Genomic DNA, 16,305 nt, shown 5'->3' with positions numbered 1-16,305 from the left:
TGGCGGACACGGGTGATCTTGGTCGAGAACCCGTCTACCAGGAGCTTCGTCGTTCCGTACAGCCGGCAACCTCCAACACCTCACCGCCACAGCCACGTTGAAAAAGGCTCACTGACCGACCGCACACCCATACCGGCCCCGTCCGCGTGCTGCCCCCGTGGCGCACGGGCGGGGCTACTGCGCGTCCTGGCACTCGTCCTCGCCGCTCCGGTCGCGTACGTAGGTGCCTGGCTGCGGCACGGTGTAGACGTACCCGAGTTCCCGCAAGTGCCGCACCGCGCGGCGGGCGGTGTCCCGAGCCACGCCCCATCGCTGAATCAATGAGGACTCCGAGGGGATCGGGCGGTCAACGGCGAGCGTGCCCGACTCGATGTCCCGGATGATCTCCGCCGCGATCTGCTGATACGGCGGCATCGGGGCTTCGTAATCAATGCTCGGGCTCATGGGGACCGGCCCGGTCACTCCGTCAGGGGCAGGCACTCCGCGAGCAGGCCGACGACGTCGTGCCAGGCGCGCCGGGCATGCCGCGGGTGGTATCCGACGCCGGGGCGCACGGTGTGGCCGACCGACGGGTGGTGAAAGGCGTGCAGGGCCCCGCCGTAGACCGTGAGGCGCCAGTCGACGCCCGCGGCCTGCATCTCGGCCGTGAACGCGTCCCGTTGCGCGGGCGGCATGATCGGGTCTTCCGACCCGACCCCGGCCCACACCGGGCACCGGATGCGCGCCGCCTCGTCCGGCCTGCCGGTGATCAGCCCGTTGACGGTCGCGATCGCGCGCAGGCCGACGCCGTCGCGCCCGAGTTCCAGCGCGATCGCGCCTCCGGTGCCGTAGCCCACGGCGGCGATCCGGTCGGGGTCGGTCCGGGGTTCTGCGCGCAGCACGTCGAGCGCGGCGTGGCCGATGCCCCGCATCCGTTCCGGGTCGGCGAGCAGCGGCATGCAACGGGCCAGCATCTCCTCGGGGTCGTCCAGATAGCGTCCCCCATGGATGTCGAAGGCAAGTGCCACGTAACCCAGTTCGGCGAGGGCGTCGGCCCGGCGTCGCTCGATGTCGCTGAGCCCTGTGCCCTCCGGCCCGAGCAGCACCGCGGGCCCGCGGCCGGTCCCGGCCGGGAGCGCGAGGTGCCCGGTCATCGTCAGACCGTCGGCCGGGTACTCGACCGTGCGCGTGGTAGTCGTCGTCATGGGACCGGACGGTAGTGATCGCCGGGCGTGGCCGGGCCGGGGTTCACCGCCGGCGGAACCGAGCGGGTGTCCCGCCGGCCGCGGTCACCGCTGAGCCCGGTCCGTTCGTCCGGCACCCCGGACACGCAGGTGCGAGCCCTCAGCCCCGCGCCGGTGCCGCGGGGCTCAGGTACTCCGTGACCGACCGCGCGTCCGCGGCGGGGGTGATCAGCCCGATGTGGTTGTCCGGGCGGACCAGGACCAGGACGTCCTCGCCGGGCCCGATGCCGTATGCCGAGCGGGCGTGGCCCTCGTCGTCGGCCAGGCCGTGCGTGCCGCCCGCGTCCACTCCGTACGCCCGCAGTTCGCCCTCGTGCGCGGCCGACGCCTCCCGCAGCGCGGGTGCCGTGCCCGCGCCGAAGCCGAGCAGGGTGAAGTGCGGTCCGGCGAAGGCCTCGAACAGGCGGCGGGGGGTGCCGGTGGTCAGGTCGCGGCAGGGAGCGTCCGGGGCGCGGTCGCCCGCGCGCAGCCGGGGCGTGGCGCCGAGGCGGGCCAGCGAGCTCCAGGGGTAGCCGTCCCCCGGGTTGCGGGTCCGCGGTGTGTTCGCCGAGTCCAGGCCGCCGCCCGGCTTCCTGATCGCCTCCATCGTGGCCCGCAGCCGCTCCGCGCTGAGCTTCAGGACGTCGGCCGCGACGGGCAGCCGTTCCTCCTCGTACGTGTCGAGCAGGGCCGGAGCGGCCTGCCCGGAGGCTGCGCGGGCGAGCTTCCAGCCGAGGTTGTACGCGTCCTGGATGCCGGTGTTCATGCCCAGCCCTCCGGCGATGGCATGCACATGTGCGGCGTCGCCCGCCAGGAACACCCGGCCCACCCGGTAGCGGTCCGCCATGCGTTCGTTGACGCGGTACGTGGAGAGCAGCTCGGCCTGCGACAGCCGGTCGCCCGGCAGTCCGGTGTGCCGGGCGAACAGCCGTTGGAAGCTCTCCAGCGACGGGGGTACGGGAGCGCCGTCGGGGCCGGTCTCGGGGGCGGCCTGGAACCACCAGCCCGACCGGGTGCCGGGGATCGGGCAGAGCATCACGGCGCCGTCCTCGTCGAACCACTGGTGCCAGAAGCCCCGGTCCAGCCCCTGCACCTCGACATCGCCGCAGACCATCGTCTGCGTCTCGTCGGTCTTCCCCTCGAACGGGACGCCCAGCAGTTTGCGTACCGCGCTGTGCGCGCCGTCGCAGCCGACGACGTACCGCGCCTCGATCTGCCCGCCGTCGGCGAGCGTGGCGGTCACGGAGGTGCCGTCCTGTGCCAGCCCGACGAGTTCCCGGCCGAGTCCGACCCGTACGCCGTACGTCGCGAGCCGGTCCCGCAGGACCTCCTCCAGCTGCCACTGGGCGACCGTCCGGGGCCGGGCGTACGGGGAGTCCGGTGTCGGGTGGACGTCCGCGAAGGGATCGGCGTCGGCGATCGCCACCCCGCCCCGGTACTTGCGCATCGGCAGCGGCGCGGCCCCGGCGGCCAGCACCTCGTCGACGACGCCCAGGTCCTCAAGGACCTCCAGCGAGCGAGAGTTGGGACCCTTGGCCCGGGAGCTGCGAGGGAACCGAGGGGTCTTGTCGATGATCGTCACATTGACGGCGCGCCGGGCCAGATCGATGGCCAGGGTCAGTCCGGTCGGCCCGGAGCCGACGATCAGCACGGTGGTCGGGGATGTGGGCATGGGTACTCCTCGGTTGCGTGTCCGCGGACATCAAGAGAAACGCAACCGAGTTAAAAACGCAACTAAGTAATTGTTTGAGGAGGGGTGACGGCCTCGGCCGGCGCCGGGGTGACCTGCTGTGCCGCGGCCAGTCGCGCGGCCTGCGCCCGCAGTCTTGTGCGCCGCGAGGTCCGCAGCGCGTCCCAGGTCAGCAGGGTGAGAGCGAGCCAGACCAGCCCGAAGCCGGCCCACCGCTCCGGGGGCATCGCCTCGTGGAAGTAGACGATGCCGAGAACGAACTGGAAGACCGGTGCGAGGTACTGCAACAGCCCGAGGGTGGAGAGCGGCACACGGATCGCCGCCGCACCGAACAGGATCAGCGGGACGGCGGTCACCAGGCCGGTCGCCGCGAGCAGCGCGGCGTGGCCGGCGCCCTCGGAGGTGAACGTCGAATCGCCCTGCGTGGCAAGCCACACCAGATAGCCGAGCGCGGGCACGAACAGCACGGCGGTCTCGGCGGTGAGCGATTCCAGGCCGCCCATGTTGACCTTCTTCTTCACCAGTCCGTACGTCGCGAACGAGAAGGCCAGCACCAGCGAGATCCACGGCGGCTGCCCGTAGCCGATCGCCAGCACGAGCACCGCGGCGACGCCGGTGCCGACCGCCACCCACTGGGCGGGGCGCAGCCGTTCGCCGAGGAGCAGGACGCCCATGGCGATGGTGACCAGCGGATTGATGAAGTAGCCGAGCGATGCCTCGACGACGTGTCCGTTGTTCACGGACCAGATGTACAGGCCCCAGTTGACGGTGATCACGGCCGCGGCGACGCTGATCAGCCCCAGCTTCTTCGGCTGCCGGAGCAGCTCGCCCATCCAGGACCAGCGGCGCAGGACGAGCAGGGCGATGCCGACGACGCCCAGGGACCAGACCATGCGGTGGGCGAGGATCTCGACCGCGCCGGACGGCTTCAGCAGGGGCCAGAAGAGCGGGACGACGCCCCACAGGCCGTAGGCCGCGATGCCGGACAGGAGTCCGGCCCGCTCTTCGTTCGTTCCCTTCACGGGCCCCTCCTGGCAGGTGTCGGCCGACGGCCGCGTCGGCCTGACGAAGGTAGCGCCGGTGAGCCCCGGTGTCATAGCCGTATCGCCAGACGGTCATGACGCCGGGATCCGGACCCGGGGGAGCGCTGTGCGGCCGGGCGTCCGCTGGGCGGCGGCCGTTGCGGTGACGGTCTCGGCCGGGCGTCTGCCGGGCCGGGACTGCCGTGCGGTGACGGTCCCGGCCTGGCGTCTACCGGGCCGCGACTGCGGCGGCCACGGTCTCGGCGAGCGGTGTCGTCGGGCGGCCGATCAGCCGGGCCAGGTCGCCGCCGGTGTGGGCCAGCCGGCCCCGGCCGATCGCCTCGTCCACGTCGGTGAGGATCGCCGCGAAGAACTCGGGTACGCCGGCGCCGACCAGGATCTCCTGGTGCGTGGCGGCCGGGACGTTCTTGTAGGTGATCTCCTTGCCGGAGGCCCTGGCGATCTCGGCGGCGTACTCCGCGAGCGACCAGGCGACGTCTCCGCTGAGTTCGTACGCCTTGCCCAGGTGCCCCTCGCCGGTCAGGACGGCCGCCGCGGCGGCGGCGTAGTCGGCGCGGGTGGCCGAGGCGATCCTGCCCTCACCCGCGTTGGCCACGACGGCGCCGTGGGCCAGGACCGGGGCCAGGTTGGCGGTGTAGTTCTCCGTGTACCAGCCGTTGCGCAGGAACGTGTACGGCAGGCCGGAGTCCAGGATCAGCTGCTCGGTCACCTTGTGCTCGTCCGCCAGCCGGAAGTCCGCGTCGGGCCCGCCGAGGACGCCGGTGTACGCGAGCTGGGCCACGCCCGCCGCCTTCGCCGCCTCGATGACCGCGGTGTGCTGCGGGACGCGGCTGCCGACCTCACTGCCGGAGATGAGCAGCACCCGGTCGCCGGCCCGGAAGGCACCGGTCAGTGTCTCGGGACGGCCGTAGTCGGCGATCCGGAGCTCGATGCCACGGGCGGCGAGGCCCGCGGCCTTCTCCTTGTCGCGGACGACGGCGGCGATCCCGTCGGCGGGGACGGTGGTCAGCAACTGCTCGACGACGAGGCGGCCGAGCTCTCCGGTGGCTCCGGTGACGACGATGCTCATGGGGTATTTCTCCTCTTTCAAAGCTTTCAAGGCTTTCGAAGCTTTAGGAGTCTTCGAGTCTTTTGGAAGCTTCTGGATGCTCATGTTCGTGTTCGCGTGTTCTGGTACTCACCGTAAGGGAGGTGCTAACCAAACGAAAGTACCCACTTTGAAGTAAGGTACTGGCATGAGCGTAAGCAGTACGGAGCGACAGCCCGAGGTACGGAACGACGTGCGGTCCGATGTGCGGCTCGGTGAATGGCTTGCGGCGGGGCCCGATGTGCGGCAGCCGATGTGCCCCTCCCGGCTGGTCCTCGAACACGTCACCAGCCGCTGGGGCGTACTCGTGCTCGCCGCCCTGCTGGAGCGCTCGTACCGCTTCAGCGAACTGCGCCGCGAGGTCGGCGGCGTCAGCGAGAAGATGCTGACGCAGACGCTCCGGACCCTGGAGCGCGACGGCTTCGTGGAGCGGGACGCCAAGCCGGTGATCCCGCCGAGGGTGGACTACACGCTCACCGCGCTGGGCCGGGAGGCCGCCGGGCAGGTGTGGGAGCTGGCGCGCTGGTCGGAGCGGAGCCTGGACGCGGTGGACGCGGCGCGTGCGGCATACGACGCGCGCCAGGAGGGCCGGCCCTCCGCCTGAGCAGGGCGGCGGCGCGATGGCGTGGTCCGCGCGCCCGGTGGCCGGGCCCGGCGCGGTCCGCGCGCCCGGTGGTCAGGCCCGCTGATTCCGGCGCCGCTCCTCCACCGCGCGCAGCTCCCGCGACACGTCGAACGGCAGGACCGTCACCACCACGTGCGGCAGTTGCGCCAGCGACTTCGCCATCTTCTCGCCCGTGCCCCGGTGCAGCATCTTGCCGAGCGGGTTGCTGTACGTACGCCGGGGCACCAGGACCGTCACCCAGGTCTCCCCGTCCTCCGTGGTCCGGTACGCCAGCTCCTTCATCGCATGCCGCAGCCGGCGGTCGGGGCACGCCACCTGCTCCAGCGCCACGGAGGTGGCGGCCGTCCTCTCCCAGCGGGCGGCCAGCCGCCTGGCGTACGCCTCGTCGATCGCGAAGTGCACTGCCCTGATCTCGTCGGGGCGCAGCTCATGGGCGTACCGCAGGGCCTTCAGCGTCGCCAGGTCGAGCGCCTCGACCAGGACCAGGACCAGATGGCGGCGGAAGGCGACCCGGTCCGCGCCGGGGGACTGGATGCCCTGGAGCACGGCGGCCTCGCGGCGGTACTCGCGGTTGATCCGCGTCAGCGCCCACACCCCGAGCGGGAACACCACCACGACCAGCCAGGCCCCCTCCGTGAACTTGGTGACCGCGAAGATCAGCACGACGGCGGCCGAGGTGAACGCGGCGAGTCCGTTGAGCACCACCTTCACCCTGCGGTACGGCTCGCGGCGCCGCAGGTGGTAGACGGCCAGCCCGGACCCCGCCATCGTGAAGGCGGTGAACACGCCGATCGCGTACAGCGCCACCAGCTTGTCCACGCTCGCACCGGTCGCCAGCAGCAGCGCCAGAGAGACGACGGTCAGCGCGATGATTCCGTTGGAGAACGCGAGACGGTGCCCGCGCCGGGTCAGTACGCGAGGCAGGAACCGGTCCTCGGCGACGAAGCTCGCCAGGTACGGGAAGCCGGTGAACGGGGTGTTCGCCCCGGTGTAGAGGATCAGCGCGGTCGCCAGCTGTACGAAGACCAGCCCGGCCGTGCCCAGGGCGCCGGTCCCGAAGGCCAGATGGGCCTCCTGCGCGATGACGGTCGGGGTGCCGTCGGTGTACGGGACGGCGTGGGTGAAGTGCGCCAGCGTGGAGACCCCGAGCACCAGGACACCGAGGATCGCGCTCATGGCGAGGAGGGTCCGGCGGGCGTTGCGGCCCTGGGGTTCGCGGAAGGTGGAGATTCCGTTGGAGATCGCTTCGAGCCCGGTGAGGGACGAACCGCCGTTGGCGAACGCGCGCAGCACGATGAAGAGCGAGGCGCCGTAGAGCCAGCCGTCGCCCGGGGTGCCGAGCGGCACGACACCGGCGGCGTTCGGATCGGCGTGCGGGAGGCCGCCGGTGAGCCCGCGCAGCGCCGAGACGAGGAGGACCAGGCCGATGGCGGCCATGAACAGATAGGCGGGCAGCGCGAAGATCCGGCCCGCCTCACGGACCCCGCGCAGATTCCCGTACGCGAGGATCACGATCACGGCGACGGAGACCGGGAGCTGGAGGTGGTCCAGCCCGGTGAAGCCGCCGCCGGCCAGATGGGCGAGCGAGATGAGGGCGTTCGTACCGGCGGAGACCTGCACGGCGACGGTCACGATGTAGTCGACGAGCAGCGCCACGGCGGCGATCTGCGCGACGTTCGGCCCGAAGTTCTCGCGGGCCACGACGTACGACCCCCCGGCCCGGGTGTAGATCGTCACCACATCGCTGTAACAGAGCGTCAGCAGCAGCAGGACCAGCAGGATCGCGAACGTGACCGGCATGAGCAGGGTGAACGCGGCGGCGCCGACGACGGGGACGAGGACCCGGAGCATCTCCTCGGAGCCGTACGCGGACGAGCTGATGCAGTCGGACGCGAGCACCCCGAGCGCCGTCCGGTTGCTGAGCTTCTCGTCGCTGATGTGCTCGGTGGTCAGCGGCTTGCCCAGCAGCCGTCTCTTGACGAGGTAGGCCGGGCGGTCCAGGGTCATGGCCCCATCGTGCGCGGCGGCCGGGCTGGCGCCGGTGTGCCAGCGCCGGGACCGGCGAAAGTCAGCCCGTTCGGCCACGTGGCGCGGCCCCCGGTGGGGGATGTGGTGAGGGATCCCGGGGGCCGCGCCGATCGGTGGAACAGGCCGGACGGGCTGATCCGGCCGGGCCACAGGTCCTGCCCGCTGCCGCGCAGGACCGGCAGCGGGCAGACCGGTCGGCCGAGTGGGCCGGAGAGCCGGTCGGCCGAGTGGGCCGGCCGGCCCCGACAAGCCCTAGCCGACGACCGTCCAGTTGTCGCTGCCCGCGAGCAGCGCCCCGAGGTCGCCCTTGCCCCGCTGGTCGATCGCGGTGTCGAGCTGGTCGGCCATGAGGGTGTCGTAGACCGGCCGTTCGACGTCGCGCAGCACCCCGATCGGCGTGTGGTGCAGGGTGTCCGGATCGGCCAGCCTGCTGAGCGCGAAGGCGGTGTTCGGAGACGCGGCGTGCGCGTCGTGGACGAGGATCTGCGACCGGTTCTCCTCGGTGACCGCGACCACCTTCAGATCGCCCGTCAGGGAGTCCCGTACGACCCCCTTGGACCCGTCCGTGCCGAAGAGGACCGGCTGCCCGTGCTCCAGGCGGATCACCGCCTCCTGGGCCCGTTCCTTGTCCTTCAGGGCCTCGAACGCGCCGTCGTTGAAGATGTTGCAGTTCTGGTAGATCTCCACCAGCGCCGTACCGGGGTGGTCGGCCGCCGCGCGCAGCACGCTCGTGAGGTGCTTGCGGTCGGAGTCGACGGTACGGGCGACGAACGAGGCCTCCGCGCCGATGGCGAGGGACACCGGGTTGAAGGGCGCGTCGAGCGAGCCCATCGGTGTCGACTTGGTGATCTTTCCGACCTCGGAGGTGGGGGAGTACTGCCCCTTGGTGAGCCCGTAGATCCGGTTGTTGAACAGCAGGATCTTCAGGTTCACATTGCGGCGCAGCGCGTGGATGAGGTGGTTGCCGCCGATGGACAGCGCGTCGCCGTCACCGGTGACCACCCAGACGCTCAGGTCCCGCCGGGAGGAGGCGAGTCCGGTGGCGATCGCCGGGGCGCGGCCGTGGATCGAGTGCATCCCGTAGGTGTTCATGTAGTACGGGAAACGGGAGGAGCAGCCGATACCGGAGACGAAGACGATGTTCTCCTTCGCCAGTCCGAGCTCGGGCATGAAGCCCTGCACGGCGGCGAGGACCGCGTAGTCACCGCAGCCGGGGCACCAGCGCACTTCCTGGTCGGACTTGAAGTCCTTCATGGACTGCTTGGCCTCGGACTTGGGCACCAGCTGGAGGAGTTCGTTGGTCTCAGGCATCGATGGCCTCCTGGAGGGCCGTCGCAAGCTGCTCGGCCTTGAACGGCATGCCGTTGACCTGGTTGTAACTGTGCGCGTCCACCAGGTACTTGGCCCGGATGAGCGTGGCCAGCTGCCCGAGGTTCATCTCGGGTACGACCACCTTGTCGTAACGCTTCAGCACCTCGCCGAGATTCCGTGGGAACGGGTTGAGGTGGCGCAGATGGGCCTGCGCGATCGGCTGCCCGGCGGCGCGCAGCCGCCGGACGGCCGCGGTGATGGGGCCGTACGTCGATCCCCAGCCGAGCACCAGGGTCTTCGCCTCCGCCGGGTCGTCGACCTCCAGGTCGGGGACCTCGATGCCGTCGATCTTGGCCTGGCGGGTGCGGACCATGAAGTCGTGGTTGGCGGGGTCGTACGAGATGTTGCCGGTGCCGTCCTGCTTCTCGATGCCGCCGATGCGGTGTTCGAGGCCGGGGGTGCCCGGTACGGCCCAGGGGCGGGCCAGGGTCTGCGGGTCGCGCTTGTACGGCCGGAAGACCTCGGTGCCGTCGGCCAGCTCGTGGTTCGGGCCGTGGGCGAACTGGACGCGCAGGTCGGGGAGTTCGTCGACCTCCGGGATGCGCCACGGCTCGGAGCCATTGGCCAGGTAGCCGTCGGAGAGCAGGAAGACCGGGGTGCGGTAGGTCAGGGCGATCCGGGCGGCGTCGAGCGCCGCGTCGAAGCAGTCCGCCGGGGTCCTCGGGGCCACGATCGGCACCGGGGCCTCGCCGTTGCGCCCGTACATGGCCTGGAGCAGGTCGGCCTGCTCGGTCTTGGTCGGGAGCCCGGTGGACGGGCCGCCGCGCTGGATGTCGATGATGAGCAGCGGGAGTTCGAGGGAGACGGCCAGACCGATCGTCTCGGACTTGAGCGCCACGCCGGGGCCGGAGGTGGTCGTGACCGCGAGGCTGCCGCCGAACGCCGCACCGAGCGCGGCACCGATCCCGGCGATCTCGTCCTCGGCCTGGAAGGTGCGCACGCCGAAGTTCTTGTGCTTGCTGAGCTCGTGCAGGATGTCGGAGGCCGGGGTGATCGGGTACGAGCCCAGGTACAGCGGCAGATCCGCCTGCCGGCCCGCGGCGATCAGACCGTAGGACAGGGCCAGGTTCCCCGAGATGTTGCGGTACGTGCCGGTGGGGAAGGCCTGCGTCGCCGGGGCCACCTCGTAGCTGACCGCGAAGTCCTCGGTGGTCTCCCCGAAGTTCCAGCCGGCCCGGAACGCCGCCACGTTCGCCTCGGCGATCTGCGGCTTCTTGGCGAACTTGGCCCGCAGGAACGTCTCCGTGCCCTCGGTCGGCCGGTGGTACATCCAGGAGAGCAGCCCCAGCGCGAACATGTTCTTGGAACGCTCGGCCTCCTTGCGGGAGAGCCCGAACTCCTTCAGCGCCTCGATGGTGAGCGTGGTCAGCGGCACCGGATGGACGTTGTACGCCTCCAGCGAGCCGTCCTCCAGCGGGCTGGTCTCGTAACCCACCTTCGCCATGGGCCGCTTGGTGAACTCATCGGTGTTGACGATGATCTCGGCGCCGCGCGGGACATCGGCGATGTTGGCCTTGAGCGCGGCCGGATTCATCGCCACCAGGACGTTCGGCGCGTCGCCCGGGGTCAGGATGTCGTGGTCGGCGAAGTGGAGCTGGAACGAGGACACGCCCGGCAGGGTTCCTGCGGGGGCGCGGATCTCGGCGGGGAAGTTCGGCAGCGTGGAGAGGTCGTTTCCGAAGGACGCGGTCTCCGAGGTGAACCGGTCACCCGTGAGCTGCATGCCGTCTCCGGAGTCACCCGCGAAGCGGATGATCACCCGGTCCAGGCGGCGGATCTCTTTCTCGCCGGTGCCTGCTGTTGCGGACTGGGGGGCTCGCTGTCCCCCTACGAGTGCCTCACTGGCCTCGTCGGCCTGTTCGGCTGGGCTACTGACCTGGCTGGTCACTTACTGGACCTCCCTCGGCGCGGCGGCTCGGAACCATCCGGCCCGCCGGCGGTCCCCAGCCCCACCCTACGTCTGTAAGGGTCGCCTTCCTCTGGCCGATCACATGATGGACGGCTTTTTGAGACGCTTTTCGGTGTTGTTCCGTCATGATTCACCAGCCGCCGGGATCCCCGTTGGACCCTCGCTGGAGTCATTCGTGGGTGAACCGCCGGTTCCGCTTGTTCCCGCCCGCTCCCGCCCTTCGTGCGGCCGGACGCGGACCTCGTGTTCTGCCCGGGTCCGGCCCGGACGGGCGCTATCTGACAGGGTGTCAGATAATCGGATGCGGCATCAGGAGTTCAGATAGGTAAGTACGGCCAGAACCCGTCGGTGGTCACCGTCGCTGGGGGAGAGTCCCAGCTTCAGGAAGATGTTGCTCACGTGCTTCTCCACCGCGCCGTCGCTCACGACGAGCTGCCTGGCCACCGCCGAGTTCGTCCGCCCCTCCGCCATCAGGCCGAGCACCTCGCGCTCACGTGGCGTCAGCCCGGCCAGGACGTCCTGTTTCCGGCTGCGGCCCAGCAGCTGCGCCACCACCTCGGGGTCCAGCGCCGTGCCGCCCTGGGCCACCCGGACCACCGCGTCGACGAACTCGCGGACGTCGGCGACCCGGTCCTTCAGCAGATAGCCCACACCCCGGCTGGACCCGGCCAGCAGCTCGGTGGCGTACTGCTCCTCGACGTACTGCGAGAGGACCAGCACCCCGATCCCCGGGTACTCCTTGCGCAGCCGCACCGCGGCCCGCACGCCCTCGTCCGTGTGCGTGGGCGGCATCCGCACATCGGCGACCACCACATCGGGCAGCTCGTCCTGCCCGGCGAGGCCGCTCACCGTCTTGATCAACGCCTCCGCGTCGCCGACCCCCGCCACGACGTCATGCCCGAGATCGGTCAGCAACCGGGTGAGTCCCTCCCGGAGCAGTACCGAATCCTCGGCGATGACTACGCGCACCCTGTCCTCCACCACGACGCTGAATCCCCACTGCTTGCTGTTCCCGCCCGTATGCCGTCCAGCATCCCGCATTCCGGAGTCCTGGTGGCCCGTGTCCCGGCATCTCGGCGTCTCGGTATCGGCAGTGACGTCGTGAGACCGGGCGGGGTCGCGCCGGTGGCGGGCCGGGCGCGCCACCGGCGGGGGAGCGCTGGTGGCGGGCCGGGCTTCGGGGGACCGGGAACGCCCCGGAACGCCCCGGATGGGGTTCAGCCGCGCCAGGGCAGCTCGGCCGTCACCTTCGTGGGGCCGCCCAGGGGGGACTCGACGACGAGGATCCCGTCCACCGCGTCCAGCCGCTCGGTCAGACCGGCCAGACCGCCGCCCGACGCCGGGCCGGCTCCGCCGCGTCCGTTGTCGGTGACCTGGATCAGCAGCCGGTCCGCCGAGCGCCAGACATCGACGGACGCCGAACGCGCCCCGCTGTGCTTGCTGACGTTCTGGAGCAGTTCGGACACGGTGAAGTAGGCGATGCCCTCGATGGCCTGCGCGGGACGGGAGGACAGGTCGACCTCGACGGTGACGGGGACGGTGCAGCGGGAGGCGATGGCGGAGAGTGCGGCGTCCAGGCCCCGGTCGGTGAGGACGGCGGGGTGGATGCCTCGGGCCAGGTCGCGGAGTTCCTGGAGGGCGACCTTCACTTCGCCGTGGGCCTCGTCGACCATCTTGGCGGCGGCCTCCGGGTCGTCCGTCAGCTTCTCCTTGGCCAGCCCCAGCCCCATGGCGAGGGCGACGAGCCGGGCCTGGGCCCCGTCGTGGAGGTCGCGTTCGATGCGGCGCAGGTCGGCGGCGGCGGTGTCGACCACCACGCCCCGGTCCGACTCCAGCTCCGTGACCCGGGTCGCCAGCCGCGACGGGCCCAGCAGCCCGGCCACCATCAGCCGGTCCACCGCGGCCAGACCGCGGATGACCCACGCCGTGACCAGGACGACCGCCAGCCCGAAGGCACTGGTCAGCGCGAGCTCGACCGGTGTGTCCAGGTAGACCTGGTGGGTAGCGTCGCCGTACAGCTGAACCCCCTCGACCCCCGTGTACGTGGGGAAGATCCAGTGCCACAGCGGGTACGTGAGGGCCGCCCAGCCCCACGACCACATAGTGAGCGAGACGCAGAACGCGAAGACCGCCCACGGGAAGTGCAGCAGCGCGTAGAGCAGATGCCGCCAGGACACCCCGCTCTTCAGGACCGCTCCGATCCAGGACATCGCACCGCCGGTTCGGCCCCGTACCGGCGCGGGGTCTGCCACGTCCAGCTTGAGCAGACCGCGCGCACGGGCCCGCTCCAGCGCGCCGAAGCCGCGGCACATGGCGAGGCCGGCGGCCAGGACGGGGATGCCCAGGAAGGTGATGAGCAGTCCTGCGCCCACCGAGGTCATGGTGATCGCGAAGACGAACAGCACGGTACTGATCGGCAGGCTCAGCATCAGATAGCCGAACTCGCGCCAGGTCCTGGCCTCAAGAGGGGCGCGCAGGGCGGGCGGCAGGACGTGCTTCGTGGCGAGGTGGCTCCCGCGACCGCTCTCCGGCCGCCGGGGGTCCCGGGGGTCCCGGGGGTCCCGTGTGTCCGGTCCGTATGCCGTGGCCATGGGTTCCGTCCGTTTCTTCCGCGTCTGCTTCGTCTTCATCGGTGAGTTCACCGCTGGGTGCCGGTGTGCTGAGCACTGTGTGTCTGAGCACGGTGTGCGGCGCGCTGGGCGCTGCGGGGTCTGAGTGCTGTGCGTTTGCGTGTCTGTGTGCCTGCTTCAAGAGTGCTGGGCCGCGCGCCCGCGCACCATGAGGGCGGTATCCCTGTTCGGCCGGGGGTTTTCCCTACCCCCGGGCCTTTCGGGTGCCGAGGTCAGGCCGTCCGGGCGCGGGCTGCGGCCTTCTCGCTCTCCCGGTCGCGCCAGGGCAGCTCAGCGGTGACGGTCGTCGGGCCACCGGCCGGGGAATCGAGGACGAACAGTCCGTCGACGGCCCCGAGCCGCTCGGCGAGCCCCGCCATCCCCGTACCGCCGTCCATCGAGGCTCCGCCGCGTCCGTTGTCGGTGACCTGGATCAGCAGCCGGTCCGCCGAGCGCCAGACATCGACGGACGCCGAACGCGCCCCGCTGTGCTTGCTGACGTTCTGGAGCAGTTCGGACACGGTGAAGTAGGCGATGCCCTCGATGGCCTGTGCCGGCCGCCCCGGCAGATCCACCCGCACCGTGACGGGGACGGTGCAGCGGGAGGCGATGGCGGAGAGTGCGGCGTCCAGGCCCCGGTCGGTGAGGACGGCGGGGTGGATGCCTCGGGCCAGGTCGCGGAGTTCCTGGAGGGCGACCTTCACTTCGCCGTGGGCCTCGTCGACCATCTTGGCGGCGGCCTCCGGGTCGTCCGTCAGCTTCTCCTTGGCCAGCCCCAGCCCCATGGCGAGGGCGACGAGCCGGGCCTGGGCCCCGTCGTGGAGGTCGCGTTCGATGCGGCGCAGGTCGGCGGCGGCGGTGTCGACCACCACGCCCCGGTCCGACTCCAGCTCGGCGATCCGGCGTTCCAGCTCGTCGGAGGGCGACAGCAGCCCGCGCACCATGCCCCGGTCCGCGTTGGTCATGAACCGCGCCATATAGGGGAGCACGGGCCACAGGACGAAGAGACTCACGAGCGTCACCGCGAACGTGACCACGCCCCAGGGCAGCCGTATGAAGCAGTACAGCACCGCGCGCCAGCCGACCGGGTCCTTCAGGCTCGACCACAGCCAGGCGAAGAACCCCTCGTCCCGGCGGACCCGGGCCAGCGGGCTCGGCTCGTCGATCCGCAGCCCGAGCAGCCCCCGTGCCCGGCCCCGCTCGGCCCGGCCCAGCAACCGGGCACCCTGGAGCCCCAGCGCCAGCAACGGCAGACCGATCACCGTGACCGCCAGCCCCACACCGATGGAGACCAACAGCACGGTGTACACGAATCCGGCGATCGCCATCGGGAGATTGCAGAGGAGATGCGCGATCTCCTTCCACGTCCACCGTTCGAAGGCGAAGCGGACAGGGGGCGGCCCGTCGTGATCGGGTACCTGAGGGCTCATGGTCATGCGTCCAGCCTGCCGGGCCCGGCTCCCGGACGCCATGGGGCTCATGGGTGGGCGCGAAGTAGGGATATCCCCACCAGTTGCCCGACGCAACTGCTTACCGTCTCTTTACAGGGCCTAGACTCCCGTGCGTACAGATCGTCGGACAGGTTCTGAGGGAGCGAGGGGGCGGACGTGAGGGACGTGGCGGACGTGACTGGCCTGCCGGGATCGACCGTCCTGGCGTCGGACTACTTCCACAGCTACTCGGTGATCGGACTGCTCGCGGTGATCGGCGTGCTGTTCGTCGCCGTGGCCTTCGGAGCCGGCCGGCTGCTGCGCCCCGTGGTGCCGACGCCGGAGAAACTCCTCACGTACGAATGCGGCGTGGACCCCGTGGGAGAGGGCTGGGCACACACCCAGGTCCGCTACTACGTGTACGCCTTCCTGTACGTGATCTTCGCCGTCGACTCGATTTTCCTGTTCCCGTGGGCGACCGTCTTCGCCGCGCCGGGATACGGCGCGACGACGCTGGTGGAAATGTTCATCTTCCTCGGTTTCCTGGCCGTGGGACTGCTCTACGCATGGAAGAAGGGCGTCCTCGAATGGACGTGACGAGCCCGTCGTCCTCCGAGTCGGGTGCGGAATCCGCTCCCGTACCCACGTTCCTCCCGGAGCCGAAACGCCTGGGCGTGCTCTCCCGGCTGGCGCCCGAGCCGATGAAGGTGGTCCTCAACTGGGGCCGTCGCTACAGCCTCTGGGTCTTCAACTTCGGACTCGCCTGCTGCGCCATCGAGTTCATCGCCGCCTCCATGGCGCGCCACGACTTCATCCGGCTCGGCGTGATCCCCTTCGCGCCGGGCCCCCGCCAGGCCGACCTCATGATCGTCTCCGGCACGGTGACGGACAAGATGGCGCCCGCGGTGAAGCGGCTGTACGAGCAGATGCCCGAGCCCAAGTACGTCATCTCCTTCGGCGCCTGCTCCAACTGCGGCGGCCCGTACTGGGACTCGTACTCCGTGACGAAGGGCGTCGACCAGATCATCCCGGTCGACGTCTACGTGCCCGGCTGCCCGCCCCGGCCGGAGGCCCTGCTCCAGGGCATTCTCAAGCTCCAGGAGAAGATCGCGCGCGAGTCGCTGGGTGAGCGCTACGCGACGGGCGGCGGCAGCCGGCCCTCCACCGCCGCGCTCCGCAGCGGACTGGTCGCCGCACCGCCGGTACCGGGCCCGTCGGGGGAGGAGCGGAAGTGACCGACGCCGCGAGCGCCGATAACGCTGAGAGCGCTGAGAACGTCGCGAGCGCCGAGAACGCCGAGAACGCCGAGAA

The 16,305-nt window shown here is 70.8% G+C and carries 14 protein-coding genes; 3 read left to right on the top strand and 11 right to left on the bottom strand.

The window, feature by feature from the left end; genetic code table 11:
- Positions 1–174 precede the first annotated feature (174 nt).
- The 5 genes from ACZ4LX_RS30025 to ACZ4LX_RS30005 form a co-directional block, all read right to left on the bottom strand.
- Complete coding sequence (locus ACZ4LX_RS30025; protein ID WP_467649893.1) at positions 175–414, bottom strand: winged helix-turn-helix domain-containing protein; 240 nt, start codon at positions 412–414, stop codon at positions 175–177.
- A 44-nt stretch (positions 415–458) separates the two neighbouring features.
- A complete protein-coding gene (locus tag ACZ4LX_RS30020) occupies positions 459–1,184 on the bottom strand; it encodes a dienelactone hydrolase family protein (protein WP_467649894.1) in 726 nt (241 codons plus the stop codon).
- Positions 1,185–1,323: 139 nt separating this feature from the next.
- The gene (locus ACZ4LX_RS30015) at positions 1,324–2,874 is read right to left on the bottom strand and encodes an FAD-dependent monooxygenase (protein ID WP_467649895.1); all 1,551 of its coding nucleotides are present in this window, start codon (positions 2,872–2,874) and stop codon (positions 1,324–1,326) included.
- 62 nt (positions 2,875–2,936) lie between these two features.
- Complete coding sequence (rarD, locus tag ACZ4LX_RS30010; protein WP_467649896.1) at positions 2,937–3,914, bottom strand: EamA family transporter RarD; 978 nt, start codon at positions 3,912–3,914, stop codon at positions 2,937–2,939.
- Positions 3,915–4,143: 229 nt separating this feature from the next.
- Positions 4,144–5,004: an SDR family oxidoreductase gene (locus ACZ4LX_RS30005; RefSeq protein ID WP_467649897.1), complete on the bottom strand. Its 861-nt coding sequence runs from the start codon at positions 5,002–5,004 to the stop codon at positions 4,144–4,146.
- A 271-nt stretch (positions 5,005–5,275) separates the two neighbouring features.
- Here ACZ4LX_RS30005 and ACZ4LX_RS30000 point away from each other — a divergent pair, with 271 nt between their 5' ends.
- Complete coding sequence (locus ACZ4LX_RS30000) at positions 5,276–5,626, top strand: winged helix-turn-helix transcriptional regulator (RefSeq protein WP_467649958.1); 351 nt, start codon at positions 5,276–5,278, stop codon at positions 5,624–5,626.
- A gap of 72 nt (positions 5,627–5,698) precedes the next feature.
- Here the strand turns inward: ACZ4LX_RS30000 and ACZ4LX_RS29995 are convergent, their stop codons facing one another.
- From ACZ4LX_RS29995 to ACZ4LX_RS29970, 6 genes are all read right to left on the bottom strand, one after another.
- Positions 5,699–7,654 (bottom strand): APC family permease, encoded by a 1,956-nt coding sequence (locus ACZ4LX_RS29995; RefSeq protein ID WP_467649898.1) that lies wholly within the window; start codon positions 7,652–7,654, stop codon positions 5,699–5,701.
- Positions 7,655–7,927: 273 nt separating this feature from the next.
- Positions 7,928–8,986 (bottom strand): 2-oxoacid:ferredoxin oxidoreductase subunit beta, encoded by a 1,059-nt coding sequence (locus ACZ4LX_RS29990; protein WP_467649899.1) that lies wholly within the window; start codon positions 8,984–8,986, stop codon positions 7,928–7,930.
- Entirely contained in the window at positions 8,979–10,934 is a 1,956-nt protein-coding gene (locus tag ACZ4LX_RS29985) for a 2-oxoacid:acceptor oxidoreductase subunit alpha (RefSeq protein WP_467649900.1), read from the bottom strand. The genes ACZ4LX_RS29990 and ACZ4LX_RS29985 overlap by 8 nt, the downstream gene beginning before the upstream one ends.
- Positions 10,935–11,264: 330 nt before the next feature.
- Positions 11,265–11,924, bottom strand: coding sequence for a LuxR C-terminal-related transcriptional regulator (locus ACZ4LX_RS29980; RefSeq protein WP_467649959.1), 660 nt, complete (start codon positions 11,922–11,924; stop codon positions 11,265–11,267).
- A gap of 248 nt (positions 11,925–12,172) precedes the next feature.
- Positions 12,173–13,546, bottom strand: a complete 1,374-nt coding sequence (locus ACZ4LX_RS29975) for a sensor histidine kinase (RefSeq protein WP_467649901.1) — start codon at positions 13,544–13,546, stop codon at positions 12,173–12,175.
- A 251-nt stretch (positions 13,547–13,797) separates the two neighbouring features.
- Positions 13,798–15,000 (bottom strand): sensor histidine kinase, encoded by a 1,203-nt coding sequence (locus tag ACZ4LX_RS29970; RefSeq protein ID WP_467649902.1) that lies wholly within the window; start codon positions 14,998–15,000, stop codon positions 13,798–13,800.
- Between the two features lie 171 nt (positions 15,001–15,171).
- Here ACZ4LX_RS29970 and ACZ4LX_RS29965 point away from each other — a divergent pair, with 171 nt between their 5' ends.
- The gene (locus ACZ4LX_RS29965) at positions 15,172–15,591 is read left to right on the top strand and encodes an NADH-quinone oxidoreductase subunit A (RefSeq protein WP_467649903.1); all 420 of its coding nucleotides are present in this window, start codon (positions 15,172–15,174) and stop codon (positions 15,589–15,591) included.
- Positions 15,582–16,229 carry an NADH-quinone oxidoreductase subunit B gene (locus tag ACZ4LX_RS29960; protein WP_467649904.1) on the top strand — a complete coding sequence of 216 codons (648 nt, stop codon included), beginning with the start codon at positions 15,582–15,584 and terminating at the stop codon, positions 16,227–16,229. The genes ACZ4LX_RS29965 and ACZ4LX_RS29960 overlap by 10 nt, the downstream gene beginning before the upstream one ends.
- Positions 16,230–16,305 lie beyond the last annotated feature (76 nt).

The sequence above is a fragment of the Streptomyces sp. NPDC026062 genome (assembly GCF_055568375.1).
Note: the sequence above shows the minus strand (reverse complement) of the source record. Positions and strands in the feature narration are given on the sequence as shown.